22 protein-coding genes, 1 other RNA gene and 1 pseudogene are annotated in these 22,746 nt (G+C 46.2%); 9 read left to right on the top strand and 15 right to left on the bottom strand.

The features are described 5' to 3' along the window. Window positions 1–343: 343 nt before the first annotated feature. Together cas2 and RIG27_RS08435 are read right to left on the bottom strand one after the other, a co-directional pair. Window positions 344–628 (bottom strand): CRISPR-associated endonuclease Cas2, encoded by a 285-nt coding sequence (cas2, locus tag RIG27_RS08430; RefSeq protein ID WP_446344242.1) that lies wholly within the window; start codon window positions 626–628, stop codon window positions 344–346. Window positions 629–771: 143 nt separating this feature from the next. After that, on the bottom strand, window positions 772–909 hold the full coding sequence (locus RIG27_RS08435) for a hypothetical protein (protein ID WP_446344189.1): 138 nt from the start codon (window positions 907–909) through the stop codon (window positions 772–774). Window positions 910–1,008: 99 nt separating this feature from the next. Here RIG27_RS08435 and RIG27_RS08440 point away from each other — a divergent pair, with 99 nt between their 5' ends. After that, window positions 1,009–1,167, top strand: a complete 159-nt coding sequence (locus RIG27_RS08440; RefSeq protein WP_446344191.1) for a hypothetical protein — start codon at window positions 1,009–1,011, stop codon at window positions 1,165–1,167. 205 nt (window positions 1,168–1,372) lie between these two features. Here the strand turns inward: RIG27_RS08440 and RIG27_RS08445 are convergent. From RIG27_RS08445 to RIG27_RS08480, 8 genes and pseudogenes are all read right to left on the bottom strand, one after another. Continuing rightward, window positions 1,373–1,951 (bottom strand): annotated as a pseudogene (locus RIG27_RS08445) (hypothetical protein); the annotation flags it as partial. 12 nt (window positions 1,952–1,963) lie between these two features. Then, window positions 1,964–2,689, bottom strand: a complete 726-nt coding sequence (locus RIG27_RS08450) for a DEAD/DEAH box helicase (RefSeq protein ID WP_446344193.1) — start codon at window positions 2,687–2,689, stop codon at window positions 1,964–1,966. 12 nt (window positions 2,690–2,701) lie between these two features. Then, window positions 2,702–3,034 carry a hypothetical protein gene (locus RIG27_RS08455; RefSeq protein ID WP_446344195.1) on the bottom strand — a complete coding sequence of 111 codons (333 nt, stop codon included), beginning with the start codon at window positions 3,032–3,034 and terminating at the stop codon, window positions 2,702–2,704. Window positions 3,035–3,187: 153 nt separating this feature from the next. Then, a complete protein-coding gene (gene cas5d, locus RIG27_RS08460; protein WP_446344197.1) occupies window positions 3,188–3,481 on the bottom strand; it encodes a type I-D CRISPR-associated protein Cas5/Csc1 in 294 nt (97 codons plus the stop codon). Further along, window positions 3,482–4,483: a type I-D CRISPR-associated protein Cas7/Csc2 gene (gene cas7d, locus RIG27_RS08465; RefSeq protein WP_446344199.1), complete on the bottom strand. Its 1,002-nt coding sequence runs from the start codon at window positions 4,481–4,483 to the stop codon at window positions 3,482–3,484. Between the two features lie 181 nt (window positions 4,484–4,664). After that, a complete protein-coding gene (gene cas10d / locus RIG27_RS08470) occupies window positions 4,665–7,022 on the bottom strand; it encodes a type I-D CRISPR-associated protein Cas10d/Csc3 (protein WP_446344201.1) in 2,358 nt (785 codons plus the stop codon). Further along, window positions 6,979–7,443, bottom strand: coding sequence for a hypothetical protein (locus RIG27_RS08475; RefSeq protein WP_446344203.1), 465 nt, complete (start codon window positions 7,441–7,443; stop codon window positions 6,979–6,981). Before RIG27_RS08475 ends, cas10d begins: the two co-directional genes overlap by 44 nt. 744 nt (window positions 7,444–8,187) lie before the next feature. Beyond that, window positions 8,188–9,153, bottom strand: coding sequence for a phosphoribulokinase (locus RIG27_RS08480; RefSeq protein ID WP_446344205.1), 966 nt, complete (start codon window positions 9,151–9,153; stop codon window positions 8,188–8,190). A 381-nt stretch (window positions 9,154–9,534) separates the two neighbouring features. Here RIG27_RS08480 and RIG27_RS08485 point away from each other — a divergent pair, with 381 nt between their 5' ends. Together RIG27_RS08485 and RIG27_RS08490 are read left to right on the top strand one after the other, a co-directional pair. Next, window positions 9,535–10,773: a PQQ-dependent sugar dehydrogenase gene (locus tag RIG27_RS08485; RefSeq protein ID WP_446344207.1), complete on the top strand. Its 1,239-nt coding sequence runs from the start codon at window positions 9,535–9,537 to the stop codon at window positions 10,771–10,773. 132 nt (window positions 10,774–10,905) lie between these two features. Further along, window positions 10,906–11,310, top strand: coding sequence for a CHASE3 domain-containing protein (locus RIG27_RS08490; RefSeq protein WP_446344209.1), 405 nt, complete (start codon window positions 10,906–10,908; stop codon window positions 11,308–11,310). A 146-nt stretch (window positions 11,311–11,456) separates the two neighbouring features. On the opposite strand, the gene ssrS is transcribed toward RIG27_RS08490, so the two are convergent. Then, window positions 11,457–11,639: non-coding RNA, 6S RNA (ssrS, locus tag RIG27_RS08495), on the bottom strand. 160 nt (window positions 11,640–11,799) lie between these two features. On the opposite strand from ssrS, the gene RIG27_RS08500 reads away from it, so the two are divergent. Then, window positions 11,800–12,729, top strand: coding sequence for a pentapeptide repeat-containing protein (locus tag RIG27_RS08500; protein WP_446344210.1), 930 nt, complete (start codon window positions 11,800–11,802; stop codon window positions 12,727–12,729). A gap of 115 nt (window positions 12,730–12,844) precedes the next feature. Here the strand turns inward: RIG27_RS08500 and RIG27_RS08505 are convergent, their stop codons facing one another. Then, window positions 12,845–13,978 (bottom strand): 5-(carboxyamino)imidazole ribonucleotide synthase, encoded by a 1,134-nt coding sequence (locus RIG27_RS08505; protein WP_446344212.1) that lies wholly within the window; start codon window positions 13,976–13,978, stop codon window positions 12,845–12,847. Window positions 13,979–14,096: 118 nt separating this feature from the next. Between RIG27_RS08505 and RIG27_RS08510 the strand changes: the two genes are divergently transcribed. From RIG27_RS08510 to hisS, 4 genes are all read left to right on the top strand, one after another. Beyond that, window positions 14,097–14,921 (top strand): inositol monophosphatase family protein, encoded by an 825-nt coding sequence (locus tag RIG27_RS08510; protein ID WP_446344214.1) that lies wholly within the window; start codon window positions 14,097–14,099, stop codon window positions 14,919–14,921. Between the two features lie 262 nt (window positions 14,922–15,183). Further along, a complete protein-coding gene (locus RIG27_RS08515) occupies window positions 15,184–16,128 on the top strand; it encodes a J domain-containing protein (protein WP_446344216.1) in 945 nt (314 codons plus the stop codon). Between the two features lie 377 nt (window positions 16,129–16,505). Continuing rightward, window positions 16,506–16,730, top strand: a complete 225-nt coding sequence (locus RIG27_RS08520) for an L-histidine N(alpha)-methyltransferase (protein ID WP_446344218.1) — start codon at window positions 16,506–16,508, stop codon at window positions 16,728–16,730. 218 nt (window positions 16,731–16,948) lie between these two features. Beyond that, window positions 16,949–18,337 (top strand): histidine--tRNA ligase, encoded by a 1,389-nt coding sequence (gene hisS / locus RIG27_RS08525; protein ID WP_446344220.1) that lies wholly within the window; start codon window positions 16,949–16,951, stop codon window positions 18,335–18,337. 136 nt (window positions 18,338–18,473) lie between these two features. On the opposite strand, the gene RIG27_RS08530 is transcribed toward hisS, so the two are convergent. The 3 genes from RIG27_RS08530 to RIG27_RS08540 all read right to left on the bottom strand — a co-directional run bounded on the left by RIG27_RS08530 (window position 18,474) and on the right by RIG27_RS08540 (window position 21,686). Next, entirely contained in the window at window positions 18,474–19,010 is a 537-nt protein-coding gene (locus tag RIG27_RS08530) for a peptidoglycan-binding domain-containing protein (protein WP_446344222.1), read from the bottom strand. A gap of 442 nt (window positions 19,011–19,452) precedes the next feature. Next, on the bottom strand, window positions 19,453–20,931 hold the full coding sequence (locus RIG27_RS08535) for a calcium-binding protein (RefSeq protein ID WP_446344224.1): 1,479 nt from the start codon (window positions 20,929–20,931) through the stop codon (window positions 19,453–19,455). Further along, window positions 20,853–21,686: a S8 family serine peptidase gene (locus RIG27_RS08540; RefSeq protein WP_446344226.1), complete on the bottom strand. Its 834-nt coding sequence runs from the start codon at window positions 21,684–21,686 to the stop codon at window positions 20,853–20,855. The genes RIG27_RS08535 and RIG27_RS08540 overlap by 79 nt, the downstream gene beginning before the upstream one ends. Before the next feature lie 62 nt (window positions 21,687–21,748). Between RIG27_RS08540 and RIG27_RS08545 the strand changes: the two genes are divergently transcribed. After that, on the top strand, window positions 21,749–22,024 hold the full coding sequence (locus tag RIG27_RS08545; protein WP_446344228.1) for a hypothetical protein: 276 nt from the start codon (window positions 21,749–21,751) through the stop codon (window positions 22,022–22,024). The last annotated feature ends 722 nt before the right edge of the window (window positions 22,025–22,746 follow it).

The raw sequence follows: 22,746 nt of genomic DNA on the forward strand, positions 1-22,746 counted from the left end.
AGTGCTGTTACTCTTAACTCCAGTAGGTAGACTAGCTTAAAATCTGCGAAAGTCTTGCGGTGAGATAATCCGAGAGTAATTTCAAGGGGAAATTTCCCCTTAAGTTGACACCAATGGGCATTGCCGTGCCCCTACAGGTAGTGCCTGTGCCGTAAAGAAAGCGTAAGTCCTACTAAATTAACAACACCATTCCACTCAATTGGTTCGGGTCGCCCAGGAAACAAATGCTAATAAGAATCGCACTGACTTTAGGAGCGTGATATTCGTGCTAATAGTGCAGTCCGCGCAGGCGGACTTTGTTTGTCTAGCTGCGATTTCAATCGCCAAGACAAAAAGCTAACCCTTAAACCAAAAATACATCATCCTGACGGGGTGCGGCACAGCCAATCCGCTCAACATGACGCTGACAACATTGTCCCAATCGGTAAAACAAAATACTATCTTCTTTCGGTTTAATCAATTTATCCAAGCGATGACGCAGCTTTTGATATTGAGTAGCCGTTAAGCGACATTCAAACACCGAAAACTGTTTCCATTCGCCATAAGACTTTAAACACTTATGGATTTTGGTGCGGCGCTTGTTTTCGGAAATGTCGTAACTGATGACGTAAAAATTTTCCTCTGGCATGATTAAAATCATTAGGGAACAGGCAAAGGGTTGTAGAGACGTTGCATGCAACGTCTCTACACAAAGGGGGGTAAACCCACACGGCTGTACATTTCCCCCTAGGGATAAAATCACCGAATCTTTAAAGGTAAATACGCCTCCAATTAACCCATCAGATGTTTCGCTAATAACCGCGCCTGTAAAATCAACGCTCGGCGATAATCAACCTTCATCTCAAACACCGGATGCTTGAACTTGGTTAACTTGCGTTCTTCGTAAGCCTTAATCAACCGCTTCTTCATCTCATCCCCTAATAATGGCGAATTGCTAAAGGCTACTCTAAACGATTTTACCAGGAAGATGAGCCGATTCCGAATCCGTGCGATCGCTATCCGGATGCTGTGTTGATTCGCGCCCAGACGACGAATTGTTTTTGGGCTAAACGGCGTCTGTTGGGATATCTTCCGTTTGTGGAAGTTGTTGAACCGGGTTGGTTGGTAAAGGAGTTTGGTGAGATTGCTCAGGAAATGGTGGCGATTTATTTGGGGGTGGAGGGGTGAGAGTGATGTTGAGATGTTCCCCATACCCGACAAACCCTTCGGGCTTAAAATAGCGAAACCCATACTCAATTAACCTGGGCAGGTGGGTACGGTTAAAGGGTTGAGGAAGCTGAGGGTACTCCAGTAAACAGTTTAAAACCTCTGGGGGAATGATTGCGATCGCGATATTTTCTCCTCCCTCTCGCCCATTGCGCCCAATCCGCCCTAACCGTTGTAAAAATTGGGCGCTGGTGCGGACTTCAAACAGGAGGATGTCTTTGAAATAATCGGTAAAATCAATGCCGACTTCTATTCCACTGGTTCCTGTGGTATGCCGTTTTCGTAAGGCTTGACGCTTTTCCTCTGGGCGTACAAAGCCATGTGCCTCGCCTACGTCATCCGGATTAAATAACTGAGTTAACTCCTGTTTTAATCGCCGCGCCGCTGCCACTGCATCCATGACATAGAGACAGCGATGGTGGGGATTTTGGTGGAGTAAGGGTTGCAGTTCTGGCAGAAATTCGATGGCTTTTTCTTCGCCTTGCCACGCCCGTAAATTGGCTGATTCTAGGCGGAGTTTTACGGCTTCCATGACGGGACGTCCGTGGGATTCACCGGGTTGGTGAATCGTGACGGTTGATACTCCCAAGGCGTTCAATGCTGCCAATTTTTCGGCGAATTCTGGTTCATCTAGGGGAGTAGCGGAGGAAAAAATAAAGGAATGGGGGTGAGGGGTTTCTACGGTGGAGAATAACTGGGCGGATAATCCCACCAGCCAGAGGACAGCGGCTTGCTGTTTGCTGTTATAGAGATGAAATTAATCAAAAATAATCGTGCGAAAATCCCGCATCAAAATTGAAAAGGCTGTAATCGTGCGTCCGGTGAGTTCCCGACTGCTGGCATAGAGATGATGGCACAAGAGATAGAGGATATCGGGATTAGTGAGGACAAGTTTGGCGCGTTTGAGGATATATTCGATGAGTTTGATGTTCTGTTCTCCCGCATCTTTTTCTTGACGCAGAAACTCGCCATCAACTACCAGGAGTTCTCCATCAATTCCCTCTGTCGGCGGGCGTCTATGAATGGTTTGGAAGAGTTGACAAATTGCCCGTTTTTGGTCATGTAATAATTCATTGGTGGGATAGACACCGAGAACTTTATCTCCGGTTAAACAATGTTGTACGCCATAAGCGTAGGCGGCGAGGGTTTTCCCACCCCCAGTTACGGCGGAGTTCGTGATACAAAGGGTGCCATGTTGGGGGAGGGGTGCGAGTTGGGCGACGGGACAGGTTTGGGCGAGTTCACAGGTTTGACACCAGGTTGAAACTTGGGCGTAATTTCGGGTGCGGGTAACGGCGCAGTAGGTTTGTAGTTGATGGGCGTAAGCAGAGGCGTTGGCGGGTAATCCGGGAAAGGGAACCGGTGAGTTTAATCCGGTGCGGTAATAGATAGGAGAGAGGTTAAGTTCTAGCATAAAACCCTTACAAAGGACAAATGACGAATGACAAATGACAAATGACAAATGACAAATGACGAACTCCACTGTTCACGTTAATTATGTCCACCCACTTAAATACGCCATATCGGTTGGTAAATAGACGCGGGTGGGTTCCTGACTAAACTCGGCTTGGATTAATGCACAAGCCGGGGTAAAATGCGCCGCTTCTATTAGTCGTGTGGGTAAGGCGGAGGCGATTAAATCAAAGCGTTGGGGTTTGCTGGGTAAATCCGCCCAGTTCAAAAGTCCAGTGAGCGATCGCGCTTGCTGTACGATGGTTACGGATTGGGCTAAGGTGAGGCTCATTTTGACTTTGGCGGTGAATTTCCCCAGTCGCAGATACTGGGTGGGAAAGAGGTTCAGTTGCTCATTTTTATAGGTATCCCGCAAATAGTTCACCCCCTGGCTTAAACTATCCCGACAAATTAAATAGCCTGTCGCATTATCCTGGGAAATTGCCCTCCCCTGATTATCGATAACTCCTCCCTGACGCCGGGGGCGAAAGAGTTTGGCATATCCCCAGGTAGGATAACCTGATGACTTTTATCGCCCTAAACAAAAGGTTTCACCCATCGTATTAAACTGGGTAATCCGATATCGGGTAACGGGTAAAACCGTGGCGGGTGTGAAATAAAGTCCCGCTTGATTCACGGGGGATAATTGTTCCCGATACAGGGGTTTTTGCGACGAGTGGCGATACTCGGAAACCGCTAATCCTAAGGCATAAGTTAAGGCATAATTATGGATAAACCATCCCGTCTCAAAGACTTTACCCCGTTCCGTTGTCGCGTAGAAGAGATAATCCTCAAATTGGAGGCGATAGCGATAAACTTCCACCTAACTCCGCCCTCCTGAGTATGTTCTCGCCGCTGTATCTAAACGGGTAAAAAACTCTTGACAAGAATCTAGTTGATTATAAATCGAATACACCTGATTCAGCAAACTCTTAAGTTCCGCCCCTGACATGGCAACACTATGTCCAGGTATCTCTGCCAAAACCTCGGCAAAGACATCCAGAATTGCCCCTTCTGTTCCCTGGGAAGTGATAAAATCAGACAGATTTAGGGAATCGGTAATCTGTCCTTGAGGCGCTAACTTATCATAGAGTCGCTGGGTTAAGTCTAAATTAGATAACTTTTCCACATTCCCGAAACTGATGCCCAGAATATGATTGCGAATATACCCCTCCCGATTCGCTTCTGCCCCATAGCGGGTTGTCTGGAGAATATTGCCTAAAACATACACCAATTCATCCGTTGTTACATCAACTAAGGTTTCTACACAAGGGAGAAATACCTGGGGAATTAAGGTATCCCGTTCCGCAAAGGCTGAACCCGCAACACCGCCTTGGGTTTTATCTTGAATCGCATTCAGTTTAATCTGTTTCTGGAGTTGAGGATACCCTCTTAAGGTAAAGGCAGAATCAGTAAGTAGACGTGATTTTTGTGAACCTTCGCCTTGAACGGCGGCAAATCCATACAAGACACAATCGGGACATTCGCCACACATTCCTTCCATTAAGTAACAGGGTTTGGGCTGTTTAGATTTTTCACTATCCCCGACTAAGCCAAATTGTCGTAATAGGGCTTTGCCAGTACGCCGTTCTGGGGCAATTTGTTTACGTTTAAACATAACCACGCGGTCAACCGTGGTTTTAGCATTTTCACCCAGATAACCGGCTTGTAATTGTTCAGTATCCAGGGCGTCGCCTTCGGTGGTGAAGATGGCGTAGGATTTGGTTTCTCTCAGAACTAATATCTGGATGTATTTGTTTTGGCGGAAGTTGGGGATGGATTGATGAAAATAGCGGGAATAGTTGTCTAAGCTGGTTACAGTCATGGGTAATTGTCCTCACGAATGAATAATTTTATTTTATGTCGGAGTGGTAGAGGCACTATCCTTGCGCCCTTGATTTATATAGGTTGCTATCCTTTATTTTGTTCAGTCGAAACATTATTAAGGATTGCCCCATTTTCCGGGCGACCCGAGTTTATTGAATGGTTTCCATTGTTCATTGAATTCAGCGGGTCGCCCCTACATCTGATTTAACCTTCCGTTGTTGTTTCTGTTGATTCCATTGCGCCCACTTTGCCGAGATTTGCTCACTCACATAGAAAAATACACCATTCGCTAAGTCATTTTCATAGCGACTCAAACGGGAAAAACTGCGGTGACACCGTTGTTCAAATAAGTCCACGACAATGGTTTGGGCAAACTGACGCGCCCGTTTATTTTTGTCCTCATCTTTAAATACAAAGGGGAAGGAAATTCCGGTATCGAGTCGCTCTAATCGTTTAATTAAGGTTCCCGCAATATGTCCAATCAGTTCTTCCGTTTCTAAGTCCGGCTGACGCGAGACTTTTTTGAGTTCAGCAATTGCGGTTCGATAAATCGTTTCATAACGATTTGCCTTACCTTTGCCATCGTTTGGGGTTTTTGGTAAAAATAAGTCCAGGGATTGACTAGCAATGGTTTCAGCTAAGTTTTTTAGGCTCATTCTCTTTATATTTACCTCCACAGTTTCAAAGGATTCTAGTAAAAGACAACAGGCTTGTCGGAATACGTCAGGAACATTATGAGTTTCATGGCGATGATAATCGGCAAAAAATCGCGCCCCCGCTAGTTCATTTCGATTGACTTCGGTTAACCGTTGAGCAATGGTACTCTCTTGCATTCCGAATAAATCTTGTAACACTAAGGCGGTCAAAAGTCCCCGCATCCAGAGTTCGGTGGCTTTAATCGATTCCCCACTCTTATAAGCTGAGGCTTCTAAAGTAACTAGGAGAAAGTTGCTGGGGAGTTTGGCTGAATTATTGGTGTCATCCTCACTATCTAAATCCAGATTATCGCCATCCTCATCATCAAATATACCAAAACTAATAATCCGATCGCCTGCATTCCGTTTCCCATGTTTATCCGCCAGTACGTCTAATAGTTCTGGCGTTAATAAGGGATTGGGGAGAATGAAAAAATACAGCCGTTCTGACTTATTAGTATCCGCCCCTGGCGCATACCCTAATCCCGCTAGTTTCCTGACTGTCCATTCTAAATAACATTGGGGACACCAGAGTCTAGAGGTGACATTCCGTTTGGGGGTTAAGCGATTGGAAAATTCTTTGAGAGAATCCTCTAAAATATCTTTTTTAATCGTCGCGGCTTTCATCCCTTTGGGAATAACTCGATTGCACAGGCTACAAATCCCTTTAGGTGAACCTGTCTTTTTCTTGGCGGTGACGATGGGTAAGGGATCATCAATTAACTTGTCTGAGTCTATAGACCATGATAGAATTAAGGATTGTTCAATAAACTTAAGTGTATCCTCTTGTAATGCTAATTCATCTTCCACATAATTTAACCGCTTGGTGGGACTATCTAGGGTAATAATCGAAGGGGATAATTGTTGGTTGAGGGTATCCAGAATTATCTCCACGGGCGTAACTAAAACTGAATCTCCATTCAGGTTAAATTGTTCTAGGTAATGATATGCCATAATCTGGCTAAATTCCGGTGTTCCCGCCCGATTGAAAATAAAGGCAGATTCGGTTAAACTGGTTTGTAAACAGGGAGAAAGGTGTAACGGCTGACACAGCCAGGGAATCACCTTTGCCCAACTCTCATCCGGGGATAAATAAACATCCCGCAATAGGTTCAAAACACCGCCCAAATAACGGTTCACCGCCGCCCATTTTTCAGCAAAATTCGGGTCGCGATCGCGCGTTGGATCAAGGTGAAAGAGTTCCTGAAATTTCTCTTGATCCCCAAAGGCGTCTTTAAAGTAGGAATTAAACCGTTTTTGCAGGTACTCCTGAAACCAACCCGGTTTAACTTTCTCCTGAGAATTAGCTTTAAGAAACTCTAGTAGCTGGGCGGCTGTCCAAAAGGTAAAAACATAGTTCTCAAATCGCTGGGTTTTGCGATTATACTCCGGTTGATTTCCCGGTTTTTCGCCTAACTGTTGCAAGGAATTGTTAAAGGATTGAACAACGGAATTGATAAACTCATCTCGATTAAAGTCCTGAAGTTCACCTTCACTCAAATAGAGGGTTCCATTGGCAAAAAATAAGAGCGGATAGAGATTATATTGAGTTTGTAGGGTTTGTGCGATCGCCTGATGGTAAAGATTTGTTGTCAAGCCGCGATAATCGGTAATTTTGTGGTAATAAAACTGGAGATGTTTTAACCGCCGCGCCAAGTCTTTCAAGCGATTCTTTAAACCTCTCGTTCCTTCCTCCAGACTTTGAACCGATGCCATAGTATCCGCCAACCGGACTAATTCATACAGTCGCTCATAATCAATCTCTCCCCGACAATGCTTCCTATCGCCATGAGTCGCATCACTCAAACAAATGCACCATGGCTTCACGATATTCATAGCCATTCAAATCATCGGCACCCAACCAATCGGTTAACCCCACCCGATTGGCAATTTCCAGCATTTGTGCGGGTTGAATCGAGGTATCAGCACGACTCACTTCCCGCGCTATCTGCTCATCTTTGTGCAAATCATGTAAACTAAATAGCGCACAAACCCGGCGAAACTGGGAGTCAGTGACGGGTGGTGAGAGGAGATGACGCTGGTGTAGATAGGTGAGAAGTCGGGATAAGGCAGTCAACCCGACTAAGACATGGGTTAGCTGGGTGGTAATCAGATAAGGTTCCCCAGTACGCTGATTGATGAATGGCGTACCATCGGGTTTAGTTCCCCCTTTGGCGAGAGTGCGATGGAATTGCAACCCGGTTCGCAGCTTCGGCACAATGGCGGGAACGAAGTCTTGGAGAATTGATGAGAAGTCTGTCATCGGTCAAGATGCGGTAGTAACAGTCTACTCCTTGATTAAATCAATGGGGCTGTAGTGTATTTGACTACAGGTATAGCGCTACGCGAAGCGTGAATAGGGAATAGGGAATGGGGAATAGGGAAGAAAAAAGCTTACCTGACAAGGGATTGACCCTCATACCAAGTTGCGTTCTATCATGTCATTCTGAGCGAAGCGAAGAATCTGGACAGATGCTTCGTTTCGTTCCTCCGCTTCGCTCCGGACTCCACTCAGCATGACAGATTCTACCTTAGACTGCAACTTGGTATCAGAACAACTTTCAGGTAAAATCCCCTTGGGAATAATCAATACCAAAAAGTTGAATTTCCATCTCCTTTGGAGATTTAGTGTCTTTGGAACGCCGATCCTCAGAACCAGCTCCCAGAGGACAGTCTAACCACGACTTGCGAGTCAACCGCCTCCGACATCCAATTATACAGCATATCCACCAAAAAACAACAATCCAACATTCTCTCAAAGCCTTATCCAGCAAGCCTTCCAGATTTTGCGAGACGCTTATGAAAGCAGGAACAGGGCAAACCCTTATCCGATAAGGGATTCAGCCGCTTTGATCATTCAGCCAAATTCCAGACCCCCAATGACTCGCAAAACCATTACCCCATCGAGGGGACAAAGAGCGATACGCGCTTCGCGCACGCAAGCGATCGCGACTTCTCTTTAGTTTAGTCTCCCTTGGGAAAGTTTAGTTTTTGCCTGGGGGAAATTTCAGGTTAACGCGGGTTCACTGGATTGATAAATATGAGCCGCTTTCAGCATATGATAGGTAATCAACAATTGAGTTAACGCTAAGGGATAACTCTGGAGTGTTTCCCCTGTAGTTCCCGTCACCTTACCAATATTGGGATCACCTTCTAATGTGCAGTATTTACCCAAGTAAGGAATTTCGCTACATAAAATCCGCTCTAATTCCCGTACCTGTTCCTCCGTCGCATGACCATCAATTTCCAGAACATCGACAGGTTTACCCATATCTCGGTCTAATTCGAGGCGAATGGCTGTACTCAGATGGGATTTGCTGGGACTCAGGAGTCTAGTAAAATCTGGATGGGGAATCGTCGGTCTCAGGACTAACCGCACATTTAACATTAAATCACTTGGTTCGTCAGATAATTCGTCAGGGGGATAGAAGCTAACCACAATATCTGACCATTTACGCTGGGGGCGGATAAATTCCTCCGAATCTGGTTCCCGTTTTCTCAACTGTTCGAGTACCTGTTCATCCGTATACCCTCGCTTGCGGGTATCTCGCTTAACTTTCCACTCACTCCGCAGCGATTCTGGTGGTGCTAAAAATACCTTGACATCAAAGCACTCACGCGCCAAACGAGTAGAATAGCCGAGTAATCCTTCAACAATCACAAATCGGTGGGGTTGAATATACTCCGGAGGTTCAAAGGTGCCAGTGTCGTGGTTATAGATAGGTTTGAGAATTGATTGTCCCGTTCGCAGCAAACCCAGATGCTGCTGCATGATATCTAGATAGTTACAGTCAGGATGGAGGGCTGAAATCGCTTTTTGCGCCCGTTGCTGACGATCATAGCGGTGGTAATCATCGGTACAGATGACAGTGACTTCATCTTCACCCAAGATTTGAGCAATGCCTCGTGTCAGCGTGGTTTTGCCAGCAGCGCTATCACCGACAATACCGAGGATAATAGGGCGATGAGTCATAGGTCTTCGATGATTATAAAATTAGGGAACTCCTGATTCGTATAATTCTAGGGGGGAAGGGGATATTTGTCATTCGTCCTTTGTCATTCGTCCTTTGCTTCCCCAGCTTCCAGACGTGCCATGGCACGTCTCTACATTGCTCCCCCAGCTTCCCTAAACCTCAAAAAATTTTAGAAAGGGGGGTGACACCCCTAATACCAAAAATGATATAGTGTGATAGATAGATGCACCCTGATAATTGGGAGAGTCCTTTGAGTGGCTCTCTTTTTTATTGGTTATTGGTCTATAACTCAAAGACTTTCAAGTTAAACTGTTCTAGATAATGATATAGCCATCCTATGGGAAATACGCCAGAAATACCACATCAGACGGACTATCATTATGAACTTCAACATCGCTCGCCTGATCCAAGGAACTGGGAGTACGATCGCGCTCGTGACACTCACCAGTTGTGCATTTACCCCTCCATCCGATACCGCCACCGTTTCCAAAACCCCACCCGAATCGGAGGATTCCACCTCATCGCCAGATGCAACAGCGTCGGCTGATCCAGTCGCCACTTCTCAAGGTGTCCAGAAAACCACCATCATCCAAGGGTTAGATCATCCCTGGGGTATGGCATGGTTACCCGATGGTGCCATACTGATTACGGAGCGATCAGGACAACTGCGAATTGTGCGCGATGGGGTACTCGATCCCACACCAATCGCTGGGGTGCCAGAGGTCTTTGCGGTAAAGCAGGGTGGGTTAATGGATGTCTCGCTTCATCCCCGCTTCTCTGAGAATTCTTGGGTTTATCTTACCTATTCCCACGGCACGCGCCAAGCTAATCATACACGAGTTGCCCGTGCCAAATTTGATGGTAGCGCCCTCAGCGATTTAGAGGTAATTTTCCAGGTATCTCAGCTTAAATCGGGGGGACAGCACTTCGGTTCCCGCATTGTTTGGTTACCTGACGATACCCTGTTAATCGCGATTGGTGATGGGGGAAATCCACCGCTTCAACTCGACGGTGATTTGATCCGTAAACAGGCACAGAATCGCCGCAGTCATTTAGGTAAAATTATCCGGCTCAACGACGATGGTACAATACCCAATGACAATCCGTTCGTCGAATCCCCAGACGCTGATCCAGCCATCTGGAGTTACGGACATCGCAATATCCAGGGACTCACCTTTGATTCCCAAACCAATCGGATTTGGTCTACGGAACATGGTGCCAGAGGCGGCGATGAATTAAATCTGGTGGAAGCGGGTGAAAACTACGGTTGGCCCCTCGTCACCCATAGCCGAGAATATTCTGGGGGAATCATTTCTGATCAGCAGTCTCGTCCAGGAATGGTCGAGCCCAAACTCGTCTGGACTCCGGCGATCGCACCATCGGGTCTGGTTATCTACGATAGCGATCGCGTCCCCCAGTGGCAAGGCGATTTATTTGCGGGGGGATTGGTTTCACGGGATGTCCGCCATATTGAACTCAATGAATCCGGCAATGTCGTAAATGAGACATCCATCGATATCGGTCAACGGGTGCGGGATGTGCGCCAAAGTCCGGATGGACTATTGTACATTCTCACCGATGAAGCCAACGGACAACTGATCCGCATCGAAACCCAGTAACCAAACCCCTCCTCAGGGCGGGTTTAGTTGCATCTGGGTAACAAAAACGGTTAATCGTGAAACCCGCCCCTACACAATCAAAACTTCTATGCTAGATAAGAGTGGAATCAGCTTTCGGATGCAGCACCTAGCATGGATAGCAACCTCGCCCAACCTCGACTATCTCGCCAGATCAGGATTTCCCGTCAACAAAAACGCCAGTTGATCCTGGCAATTCCTGTCACCTGTCTAGTCACCTCACTCGCCACGTTTGGCTGGTTGCAATTCCAAACCGCCCAAGCCGAAACTCGGTTGCAACAGACCCAACGGGTGCGTCTGGAAACGGAACGCTTATACGCAAATCTCCTGCAAGCTGAAACCGCTGTCCGAGGCTATGAAATTACCCGCCGTCAAGACTTTCTGGATCGCTATGAATCCGCGATCGCGCAAATTCCGGTAACTCTGGATCAATTGCTTGACACTCCCCGCCCTATAAGTGCGGGGATTCTTAGTTCCGCGACACACCTTACAATTATCTATCCTTGCGGCAATACTTAAACCAAACACCCGTAGAAAACTACCAAGTATTGAGCCTAATTTAGATAACTCCAGAGGGCTTGTATCCCTAGTTCTCGGTCAACTTAAGCCAAAGCGCAAAATCCCCCAGTCACCTAAGACAGGAGGAAATTTTTGCGAATTATTGCAGGTTTACCGGAACGCCGTCTTGCCTCAGCTTATGACCTGGAAAACCAGGTGGGCATCGTGGACACTCGTTTTAAGTTTCCGGGTTCATGCCCGGTCTACTGCCACAAGGTCTCTCGATTCCCTTTTACATACAAACAAAGATCAAAAAACACTATTGGCAGTCACCAACGTTCCAGTGGAACCTGTACCCCTATTTTAACGATTTATTTCTAGATGTCTACTGTCCCGTATCGCCACCTTCTGCAGGGGCGCATGGCGTGCGCCATAAAACAGTCTGCTGTTCATGTCTAATCATGCGCTGTCGCTCTAAGCTAAACTGATGAGTGTCATCGATCGCAAATTATGTATGATGTTCGGGGTTATGGTCAGATGGTGTACAGCGAACCCCATTCCTATCTTGTCAAACTGGGGTTATTCCACTGGAACAGTTGGCGCGAGAAGCATCCTGATGTTACTCCCATGCTGGAGGGTGCTAACCTAAATTTATTGGATCTGAGTGGGTTTAACCTGAGAGGGGCTAATATTCAAGGGGCGAACCTCTTTGGCACGGATTTGCTTGAAGCCGACTTGACCGATGCCAATTTGAGAAAAGCTGATTTTACAGGCGCAGATTTTAGAAATGCTCTTTTAAGCGGCGCTGATTTATCTGAAGCCCGATTGATTAGAACTCAAGCCTTAGGTACAAACTTTGAGAGAGCCATATTTACAGGAGTTTGCTTAGAAGATTGGAATATTGATAGTACAACCAACTTAACTGGAGTTATCTGCGACTATGTTTATCTTAAATCCAGATATTCTCCTAAGAGTAAAGGATATGTACTGCAAGAACGCCGTCCTCATAGTGGTACATTTGAGCCGGGTGAGTTTACAAAGCTTTTCCAAAAAACGCGGGAAACCGTTGAGTTGATTTTCCGCCAGGGGATTGATTGGCAGGCTTTTCTGGTTGCTTTTCAAGAGTTGGAGAAGGAAAACGATAATTTTCCGGTTTCTATTCAAGCGATTGAAACGAAGCATCGAGGTACTGTAGTTATCCACCTCAACGTTCTTCCAGAGCAGGATAAGGCAAAAATTGAGCAATCGTTTAAGCAGCGCTATAAACAGGAACTTCAACGCATTGAGGCAGATTATCTAGAAACGTTAGGTGTTAGAGTTCAGTCAGAGAATTTAATCACCAAGTATCGCCAACGAAATGCTGATTTTAAAACTATGATTCAGATTATGGCTCAAGCTCAAAGTGACTTTGTTTTAAAGGGGATTTCCCAATTAGAATGATTTGTCATTTGTTTATGTCATTTGTCCTTGGCTGGGGCGGGTTTAGTCACGTTATCGGTTGTGTTGGATAGTATTATCGGTAAAACCCGCCCCTACACAATCAACAATCAAGACTTTAACCGTACCACAGGGTTTCTATTGTTTGTGCGATCGCCTGGGGGTTCTTCCCTGAGTTAGAATCCAGGAGAACGGTGACATGACCGAGTTTGCGCCCTGGGCGCGATTGCTTTTTCCCATACCAATGCACATAAGTTTGCGGCTGACTGGCAAGTTTTTGCCGTTTTTCGAGATAGTCGTTCTGGGAATATTCGTAACCCAATAGATTAACCATGACGGCTTCTTTACACTTAAGTGTTGGTTTTGTCAAGGATAATCCGGCAACTGCCCGTAAATGCATTTCAAACTGCGAAGTTTCACAAGCATCTAGACTAAAATGTCCAGAATTGTGGGTACGAGGGGAGACTTCGTTGACATATACCTGATTATTGGCGGTGAGAAAGAGTTCAATCCCAAACACACCCACGGCTTGTAGACTATTGAGTAAGGTACGTGCGATCGCGTTAATCTTTTGTTCTGTCTCTGGGCTAATTGGAGCGGGAATAATCACCCGACGGCACACTTGATTTTCCTGCTGAGTTTCGACAACCGGGTAAACCACTACCTCACCGCTTACAGAACGAGCCGCGATGACAGCTAATTCTCGTTCAAAGGGTATAAATTCCTCGACGAGTAGAGGTGTATCGGCGAGTTTTTGCCAGAGTTCCTGGAAACTCTCTCTATCCTTAAAAATAAACGTGCCTTGACCATCATAGCCGTGGCGTCGCGCTTTGAGAACCAGGGGAAATGTCAGTGTATCGGGGTTGAGGGGTGTCTCTAGTAAGTTAAAAGCAGGTTGGGGTAAGCCAATGTCACGTAAATAGCAACGTTGGTGATATTTATCGAGTAGGGGGGCTAAAGCGTCTAGGCGGGGGCGAAAACAGACACCTTGGTTTGCCAAGAGGAACAACGCATCCAAATTAATAAATTCATTCTCAAATGTGATCACATCACAATGGGCAGCTAACTTTGCCGTCGCGGCGGCGTCATCAATCGGAGCAAAGATGGTATCGGAGGCAACACTAACGGCTGGATCAGTAGGCTGGGGTGTTTGAATCACCAAATCCAAACCCAATGATTTAGCCGCACCTCCCATCATCCAAGCCAGTTGTCCACCACCGATTACCCCTACTCGTTTCACAGTCTTAGCCATCAATAGGTTTGAGTCACTCGTTTGCCATGTTAGCGGATTTGCTTGGCGCCGGAAAATAACCAATAATAGTCAAACCCATCCCGACTATCCGAAAAACTGAAAACTATAATAACCAACCATGAGCCAACCCACACCCGATCAACTGCAAATCTTTCTTGATATCGCCACAGAAGCCGCGATGGCAGCCGGGGCAATCTTGCAAACCTACTGGGGTAAACTAGATGCCGTAGAAGAGAAAGGGCGTCCGGGTGATTTAGTCACCGTTGCCGATAAAGAAGCAGAAGCCGTCATTTTAAAAGTCTTAAGGCGTCATGTCCCCCATCACGCTATTTTGGCAGAAGAATCGGGTCAAGGGGGAGATCAAGAGAGTAAATACCTCTGGGCAATTGATCCCCTCGACGGCACCACCAATTATGCTCATCAATACCCCATTGCCTCTACATCAGTGGGATTACTCATTGACGAAACCCCGCAAGTGGGAGTGATCTATAATCCCTTTCGCAATGAACTCTTTCGTGCCGCTAAGGGATTAGGGGCGACTTGCAACCGTCGTCCCATTCACGTCTCTAACACATCTACTTTCAATCAAAGCTTGTTGGTAACTGGCTTTGCCTATGACCGTCGCGAAACCCCAGATAATAACTATGCCGAGTTTTGTCACCTAACTCACCTCACCCAAGGCGTTCGCCGCAGTGGTTCAGCCTCACTGGATTTGGCAGATGTGGCTTGTGGACGCTTAGATGGTTATTGGGAACGGGGAATTTCGCCCTGGGATATTACGGCTGGTGTAGTATTAGTGCAAGAGGCAGGTGGCACAGTCACCGCTTATGATGGTAGCCCCCTCGTCCTAAAATCTGGACGAATTCTCGCCACCAATGGTCAAATTCATGATCAACTCAGCCAGGAACTTTTACAGACACTACCTCTGTCCAGTTGGAATTGAGATCGTCATTCGTCATTTGTCATTTGTCATACTCAAGGGAGCGAGAAGCAAGCTACGTCATTTACTTCCCCATCTTCCCCATCTCCCCAAGCTTCCTTTGCTCCCTCAGCTCCCTCAGCTGCCCTTAACCGAACAGTCTTGAGATGCACCAGATCTTAGGAACTGTATTTTCTACAATAGCTATGAGGATGTCAAGAGGGTCTCTCATCTCTAAGACAGACTATAAAACTATTCTTTCGTCACAGCAATTGGACAGCACCCTATGGCTTTTGAAATTGAACGCGGACTTTTTAAGTATGATTTCACGGATTATCATGCCATTCTAGGCGTTCCCGTCGATGCGGATGAGAAGACAGTCCGGAAACAGTATCTCAAAGTAACTCGCCGTCTCCACCCTGACAGCAGCAAATTCAAAACAGATGAGGAAAAACAGCAAGCCAATGAACTGTTAACCAAACTCGTCAATCCTGCCAAGGAACAACTGTTTCGCGGCAGTCGCGACTATAGGATTAGTTTAGGACACATGGGCAAGCGTCTAGCCGCAGAAGGAGGAAAAATTTCTATTTATAGTGACGTGGCTAAACAATTGGCAAAAGCTGGTGCAAATGCCGATGCTGTTTATCGAAGCTCCTTGAAATCGCTAGCCTCTACGCAATACGAATCTCTTGAGAGAGTCGTGGACATCACTGGCGAAATCAGTGAGCTCAACTTAGTTTACTTGATGCTTCAAGGAAAAACATCCAAATCAGGCATCGGCAAAACCTCTCCAGGAACAGCCATTTCCAAAACAGCCGGACCGGGTAAGGCGGTCAAGAAAGGTGCTGCTACCAGTGAGGCTTCAACCAAGGGGGGTGGAACTCAAGAAGGCTCAAAAGTTGCTTCCTATATCAGCCGTGCCGACAGCTACATGCAGAAAAACAATTTTGCGGGTGCTGTTTTAGAATTACGAGAAGCCCTCAAATTAGAGCAAACCAATAGCCAATGTCATGGCTTATTAGGGTTGGCTTACTTAAAGCAAAATCAAGTGTCCATGGCTAAAGTTCACATTAATAAAGCCTTGCAATTAAATCCGCAGGAAGAAAACGCATTGAAAGGGAAACAATATATCGACAAATTAACCCAGAAATCGGGTTCAGGCAAAAAGCAGAAAGAGCAATCGGGTGGCGGGGGTTTATTTGGAGGATTGTTTGGCGGCAAGAAAAAGTAAGGGAATCAGGGACAAAGGATAAAAAATGAAACCGTTTTTAGATTTGTCGGTTGTTCAGGTAGGTTTCATCCTGATGTCCCTCAACCCACCCTATCCAAGTGCGAGAATTTTTTGACAGATGGATGAGGGATGAGGATATAAACGTGCAGCAGCCGCTGACATCCTGTCCGTCTAAACAGTCATAAATTCCTTTTCCCTGGCATCCTTGCTCCTTTGCTTGAAGCCCTCTGCTATCTGTATTCTGCCTTGTTTCTACCAAGGTGTAAGAGTGTAAGTATTCAACCGGACATGAGATAACTTGCAAAAAGGATCGTTGGCGGTAGATGATAGGAGAGGAATAGACCCTTTAGGTGGTTAGCAGATTGAAGGATAGGTGGATGAATATAAGAGAGTTTTACGATTATAAGCCGCATCTAAGCAGCTTACGTGAGGAGATATTCAATGGTTTGACTCAACCCCAAAAAGCGATCGCGCCCAAGTTCTTTTATGATAAACGTGAGTCGCGTCATCTTTTGGATAAAGGCGATGGCATGTTAATTGGTGTCGATTTGAAAAAAGACCCAGCTATTTTAAATGCTGCCTATAAATACAGCATTGAATAGTTCCAGGATATGGCAAATTATGCTGGGTTAGAGGCTAAACAGGTATGGACAGATCCCGATTATCTCTTCAGTCTCCACTACCTAACAATTAGCAATTAGAAATTTTAATTCCCGGTTTCCTAGAAGGGCGGGTTTAGTCAAGTTATCGGTTTGTAGCCAAATGTGAGCTGTAAAACCCGCCCCTACATCCCTGTTCCCTGTTCTCTATTTCCTGAAAAATGGCAAAAGCTGACAAAATAAACTTTTCTTGTCCCAGTGGTTTTCCCGAATTTCTCCCCGGCGAAAAGCGTCTGGAGATGTATTTGATAGATACCATCCGCCAAGTGTTTGAGCGATATGGATTCACACCCATCGAAACTCCAGCAGTTGAGCGATTAGAAGTCCTGCAAGCCAAAGGAAATCAAGGGGATAATATTATTTACGGGTTGCAACCAATTTTGCCGCCCAATCGCCAAGCCGAAAAAGAACAGGCGGGAGAAAGTGGTTCAGAAGAGAGAGCCTTAAAGTTTGATCAGACGGTTCCCTTAGCGGCTTATATTGCCCGTCATCTGAATGAACTTCAGTTTCCCTTTGCCCGCTATCAGATGGATACTGTGTTTCGGGGAGAACGGGCAAAAGCCGGACGCTATCGCCAATTTCGCCAATGTGATATTGATGTAGTGGGTCGTAATAAGCTGAGTTTGCTCTATGATGCTCAAATTCCCGCGATTATTGCCGAAATTTTTACGGCGATTAATATCGGAGACTTTTTGATCCGCATAAACAATCGCAAAGTTCTCAGTGGGTTCTTTGAGTCGATTGGTTTAGACGAGAGCAAAATTATGCCCTCTATCCGGATTGTAGATGCAGCCGAGAAAATTGGCGAAACAAAGGTGAAAAAAGCGCTCTTGGCTGAAGGGTTATCCGATGAACAAGTCGAGCAAATTCTCACTTTCACCAAGATTCAGGGTTCGGTGGATGAGGTGTTGGCGCAATTAAACGCCATGCTTGAGGATAAACCCGATGCTCAGGTATTGAAAACGGGCATTGCTGAACTGGAAACGGTGATTACCGGAGTACGGAATTTGGGGGTGAGCGATCGCGTATTTTGCATTGACCTCTCCATTGCCCGTGGATTAGATTATTATACGGGAACGGTGTATGAAACTACACTCGTGGGTCACGAAGCCTTGGGTAGTATTTGTTCAGGGGGACGGTATGAAGAACTCGTGGGTATGTTTGTTGGGGATAAAATGCCAGGAGTGGGCATTTCCATCGGCTTAACTCGGTTGATGAGTCGGCTGATTCAAGCTGGGATTCTGGAGTCTTTCTCGTCTACACCCGCCCAAGTGATGGTGGTGAATATGCAAAGTGACCTGATGCCTTTATATTTAGAAGTATCTCAGAAATTGCGTCAGGCGGGAATTAGTACAATGACCAGTTTTGACGAGCGTTCTGTGGGCAAACAGTTACAGCAAGCCGACAAACGAGGAATTCCTCTTTGTGTCATTATTGGCTCTGAAGAAGCAGCCGCTCAAAAATGCGGTTTGAAAAACATGAGAACCGGGGAGCAAATTGCTGTCAATATAGAGCAGCTAGCTGATCAGGTGAGCAAGCAACTAGCCTAAGCATTCCTGTAGAGACGCGCCATGGCGCGTCTCTTTGTAGCATAAATTACAGACAATTTGCTAATCATCCGAATTAGGTGTGATTACTGGATTACTGTTGCTAGCGATCGCGGATTTCAGAAAAATAAACCATGAACTACACTGCCACCAAAGCGTCTTGACAACGGTTATGGAGTAAACTGACATGAACTTGACTAAGAGCATACCAGGTTTGCTCACTGACCACTCCATCTACCGCTAAGCCATGACGTTTTTGGAACGATCGCACAGCGCGTTCTGTTTGTTCGCCAAAATCACCATCAATTGGCGCTGAATAATCCTGAGTCAGATGCAGCACCCACTGTACAGGAATTACCATATCATGTCGGCTGCCTCGATTGAGTACAGGCATATTAACCGGGGCACCCTGATAAAGGGCTTGCCACGTCAGGGAATCGACAATACCATCGGCTTTGAGGAACATACTTTGCTGAAATTCCATCACAGCATCATGGACCGAGCGATCAAAATACCCTCCCATCGGACCATAATAGGTGCCGCAATGAGCCAAAAGCTTTTGCAGTTCTAAAACCTCGGCTCCTACCGAACCCAGTTGCAGTATGGGTTTTTGAACCGACGATTTAGCGGTGAGTCTAACCTTTGATGTCGTTTCCGGATTAAAAAGCGCTTGCATAGTACAGTCCTCATAACGAGTGAGTTTGTACAGTATTTTAAGGTACTGTTGATGATTGGGAACTTATCCTAGCGAACCCGATTAACCTTGCCATCATCCGATTGGGCAATTGGGTGCAAGGATATAGTCTTTCTCAACTTAATCCTACAGTAGGTTTAACGGAAGGGAAATTATACATAGGACTTACGCTTTCTTGACGTCACAGGCGCTACCTGTAGGGGCACGGCATTGCCGTGCTATATGTGGCGTTTGTGCGTAAGTCCTGATACAAAAGCGATCGCGCCTGAGTGGGAGGGTTCAAGTACGCGATCGCTTAATTAAATTTGACGGATTTTATCTCAACCTGTGGAAACCCGCGTAGGCGGGTTTCGTTTGTGTAGCTGCGGTTACCCTACGGGAAGCCGCTCCGCGTCTACAACCGCCCAATTAATATGATGTCCGGCTAGGCGAGGATAAAATCGCTACTGTTGAGGGCACTCGCTTGAATCCCACTCAAGATAGCTAAGTCTGTATTAAAGACACTAACGCGAGTATCATTCCCATCTTGAATCAGGTCAAGCTGTTGGAACGTGATACCCAAACCACGAATGCCAATCCGGTCAATCTCTACCTCAAAGTCGGTAATCGTGTGAGCCGCACTGGGAACAAAGCCATTAACAATCCAGAACTGCTCATCACCATTGCCACCCGTCATGGTGCTACCCCCATAACCACCGAACAATAGATCATCGCCGTCGCCGCCTGAGAGTTGGTCATTGAAGCCAGCAATCAGGATATCATCACCATCGCCACCATCCAGACTGTTATTGCCTGAACCGAACGAGGCATTCAGAATATCATCGCCATCGCCACCAGACAATTGGTCATTGAAGCCAGCTAAGAGATTGTCATCACCATCGCCCCCATCAAGGCTGTTATTTCCTGTACCAACGGAAGCGTTAAGAATATCATCACCTTTACCGCCCAAAAGTTGGTCATTCGAGCCAGCGAAGAGGTTGTCGTCACCTTTACCACCATCAAGCAGGTTATTTCCGCCACCATTTAAGGCATTGAGAATATCTTCACCCTTACCGCCCAAAAGTTGGTCATTCGAGCCAGCTAACAGAACATCGTCACCTTTGCCTCCATCAAGCAGGTTATTGCCGCCACCACTAGAAGCATCCAGGATATCATCACCTTTGCCGCCAAACAACTGATCTTTGAGGTTAGCTAACAGTTCGTCGTCGCCTTTGCCACCATCGAGCAGGTTATTTCCTGCACCATTGGATACATCCAGACGATCATCGCCAGCTTCACCAAATAATTGGTCGTAGCTGTTGCCAATCAGTGTATCATCGCCTTTACCGCCGTAGAACTGATTACCACCAGCGCTACCTGAGCCATCCACCTCATCGTCCCCAGCCAGGGCAAAAACGATGACTGGACTGTCAGTAATGGTGAGAATATCATCGCCACGGGTGCCAAAAATCGAAGTGGGAGCAATCTTTTGATTGCCAAAGTCGATGTTCGTGACTGTATCACCAGGACGCAGCACCACCCTTTGAGGTTGGGGAGTACCGGGCGCAGGTAAAATACTGACAGCTAAGTCGTCGTGGACATAGCTCTGGTTGTACGCCACTTGTACCCCTTCAGAAGCATCAGCATTTTCGATGCCAATCGTGGCACTAGTTAAGGTGGCATTCATTTCATCGTATTGATAGAGAATGCTGCCATCTGAGTCTAGGATCGCCTGAAATGTCAGGGAACCACCACTAGAAAAACGAGGAACATCCTGATACTGAACAATAAATTGATCCTCAACTTGATCGTGGTAGTAATAAACCGCACCTCCCCGACTAGGATTCAAATCATCCCAGAAGGGCGCAATGAAATCATTGGGTTGATTGGGATTGAGAATGGGATCAGACCAAACTGGTTCCAAGTGCTGCCACCGTTTGTGGAGTATTCCAGCACCACATCTTCCCCTGGATCAGCATTCTCGCCACCGTTGGAGCTATTGCCAAAGATCAGGTCAAAGGTAATCGTGCCGCCATTAGCGACATCTACCAGATTGGTGATGGCAAAACGAGAGCTACCGCCAGCAGAACCGCCGTTGAACCACAGGGAGTTCCCATCACTGCCAACAAAATTACTATTGGCTGTACCGTTAGCGATATTAGACCATTGGCTATTGTCAACGTCTGGGTCAAAGTCATCAAAGATTACAGGAAGCACTGGAGGAGGGGTAGAGCCAGTCAGGGCACTGTAGGCATTGAGCCGCCCACCTGAAACAGTTATCCCTTGTAATGCTGGAATTGGGTCAACGGTTGCCAGGATACGATCCTTGACCTGTTGAGCCGTCAATGTCGGGTCGTCAGACCAAATCAAACTGGCAACACCTGCTACGTGAGGACTTGCCATGGATGTCCCACTCTTGAAACCGTATCCACCCCCAGGAATGGTGCTGTAAACAGAAGAGCCGGGTGCGCCTAGGTCTACAGATGTTGCTCCGTAATTAGAAAAACTCGACCGTTGATCGTCATCGTCGGTGGAGGCGACAGAAATAATGTTATTCAGGTTATAGCTAGAGGGATAGCGAGGAGTTATGTCATTGTCACTACCGTTATTCGCTGCTGCGGCAATAAATAACTGTCCGGCAGCACCCGCCGCCGCGATCGCGCCCAATATGTCGTCCACTCAAAGACCAACCTCTATCCCCTGCTTGCCAAGACATTTACCAAGCAGTACGTCAGCAACTTTTGGCTACTCTGTACTCAGATATTGACCGCTATAATCCTGACAATGAATCCCTCAGACAATGGGCAAATGTACGGATGCGGAAAGCCTTTCAAGACATACTCACTGACCATCGTCTGAAACAGCTAGCCCTGGAAGCAAAACAACATCAAAACCCGACACAACAACGCCAATATCTGTTAACTGAACTCATTAATGCGATTCAACTATCCCGGATATCAATCCATCCCCAGCTAGGTGGTATTTACTACGCCTCAGCACCAGAAGTGATTATTTAATTGTCTGTGTCAATCTGTGTGTCTAACTACTTAATCTTCTATCTATGCCATTCCCTCTGTGCAATCTGTGTTTTTGTCAATACTTAGTAATGATTTTTATCATAAATTTAACAAAATACATGCGTCCAAGGGGGAGGTTTGGAGTGAGACGAAAACCATCAATTATACAAAGTCTTACGAAGATTCAAGGGGTTTAGCTGGAGCAAAATTATTTTTACCCAGAAATAAACCACCATAGATAGTATACCTGAAAATCGCACAATGCTCTCACAATTGCCGCAACCCCTGAAAATTCGTAGCTTTTTCCCAAAACGAGGTGAAAAACGAGCAATTATGACGTTTTGTTGAGACAATGGTCTATTTTAAAAATTTAAACCGTTCTGGGGGAAAGAATAGTTTAGCTTATCATAACTTGACAAATTAAGCCGAAACGGGATTGAGTCAAGCTAAGGAAATGTCAGTAGCGAAGCAGAAAGAAAGAGCCAAGGGGTATGTCGTGAATCGTGGTTATCAAAAGAAGAGCGATCGCTCGCTGTGCCGGATCGGATTCGTCTAAAGTCCACTATTAATCAAGTACCCGATTATGTCATTGGAGAATGAAGCGAAGCGAAATGAAGAATATCTCCAGATACTGATGCTTATTCCGACGCTTGTTACTGGCTAACACTTCGCGCTACGCTACTGGATTGACACAGCTAAAATGATGGAAGAGACTTTACGAT

It is taken from the genome of Coleofasciculus sp. F4-SAH-05 (assembly GCF_040222985.1).
GTDB lineage: Bacteria > Cyanobacteriota > Cyanobacteriia > Cyanobacteriales > Coleofasciculaceae > Coleofasciculus > Coleofasciculus chthonoplastes.

What these genes read in the sequence shown, in the direction of transcription:
- cas2 (WP_446344242.1), bottom strand. Translation starts at nt 628, where the DNA reads ATGCCAGAGGAAAATTTTTACGTCATCAGTTACGACATTTCCGAAAAC.
- RIG27_RS08435 (WP_446344189.1), bottom strand. Translation starts at nt 909, where the DNA reads ATGAAGAAGCGGTTGATTAAGGCTTACGAAGAACGCAAGTTAACCAAG.
- cas7d (WP_446344199.1), bottom strand. Translation starts at nt 4,483, where the DNA reads ATGACTGTAACCAGCTTAGACAACTATTCCCGCTATTTTCATCAATCC.
- cas10d (WP_446344201.1), bottom strand. Translation starts at nt 7,022, where the DNA reads ATGGCTATGAATATCGTGAAGCCATGGTGCATTTGTTTGAGTGATGCG.
- RIG27_RS08475 (WP_446344203.1), bottom strand. Translation starts at nt 7,443, where the DNA reads ATGACAGACTTCTCATCAATTCTCCAAGACTTCGTTCCCGCCATTGTG.
- RIG27_RS08480 (WP_446344205.1), bottom strand. Translation starts at nt 9,153, where the DNA reads ATGACTCATCGCCCTATTATCCTCGGTATTGTCGGTGATAGCGCTGCT.
- RIG27_RS08485 (WP_446344207.1), top strand. Translation starts at nt 9,535, where the DNA reads ATGAACTTCAACATCGCTCGCCTGATCCAAGGAACTGGGAGTACGATC.
- RIG27_RS08490 (WP_446344209.1), top strand. Translation starts at nt 10,906, where the DNA reads ATGGATAGCAACCTCGCCCAACCTCGACTATCTCGCCAGATCAGGATT.
- RIG27_RS08500 (WP_446344210.1), top strand. Translation starts at nt 11,800, where the DNA reads ATGTATGATGTTCGGGGTTATGGTCAGATGGTGTACAGCGAACCCCAT.
- RIG27_RS08505 (WP_446344212.1), bottom strand. Translation starts at nt 13,978, where the DNA reads ATGGCTAAGACTGTGAAACGAGTAGGGGTAATCGGTGGTGGACAACTG.
- RIG27_RS08510 (WP_446344214.1), top strand. Translation starts at nt 14,097, where the DNA reads ATGAGCCAACCCACACCCGATCAACTGCAAATCTTTCTTGATATCGCC.
- RIG27_RS08515 (WP_446344216.1), top strand. Translation starts at nt 15,184, where the DNA reads ATGGCTTTTGAAATTGAACGCGGACTTTTTAAGTATGATTTCACGGAT.
- RIG27_RS08520 (WP_446344218.1), top strand. Translation starts at nt 16,506, where the DNA reads ATGAATATAAGAGAGTTTTACGATTATAAGCCGCATCTAAGCAGCTTA.
- hisS (WP_446344220.1), top strand. Translation starts at nt 16,949, where the DNA reads ATGGCAAAAGCTGACAAAATAAACTTTTCTTGTCCCAGTGGTTTTCCC.
- RIG27_RS08530 (WP_446344222.1), bottom strand. Translation starts at nt 19,010, where the DNA reads ATGCAAGCGCTTTTTAATCCGGAAACGACATCAAAGGTTAGACTCACC.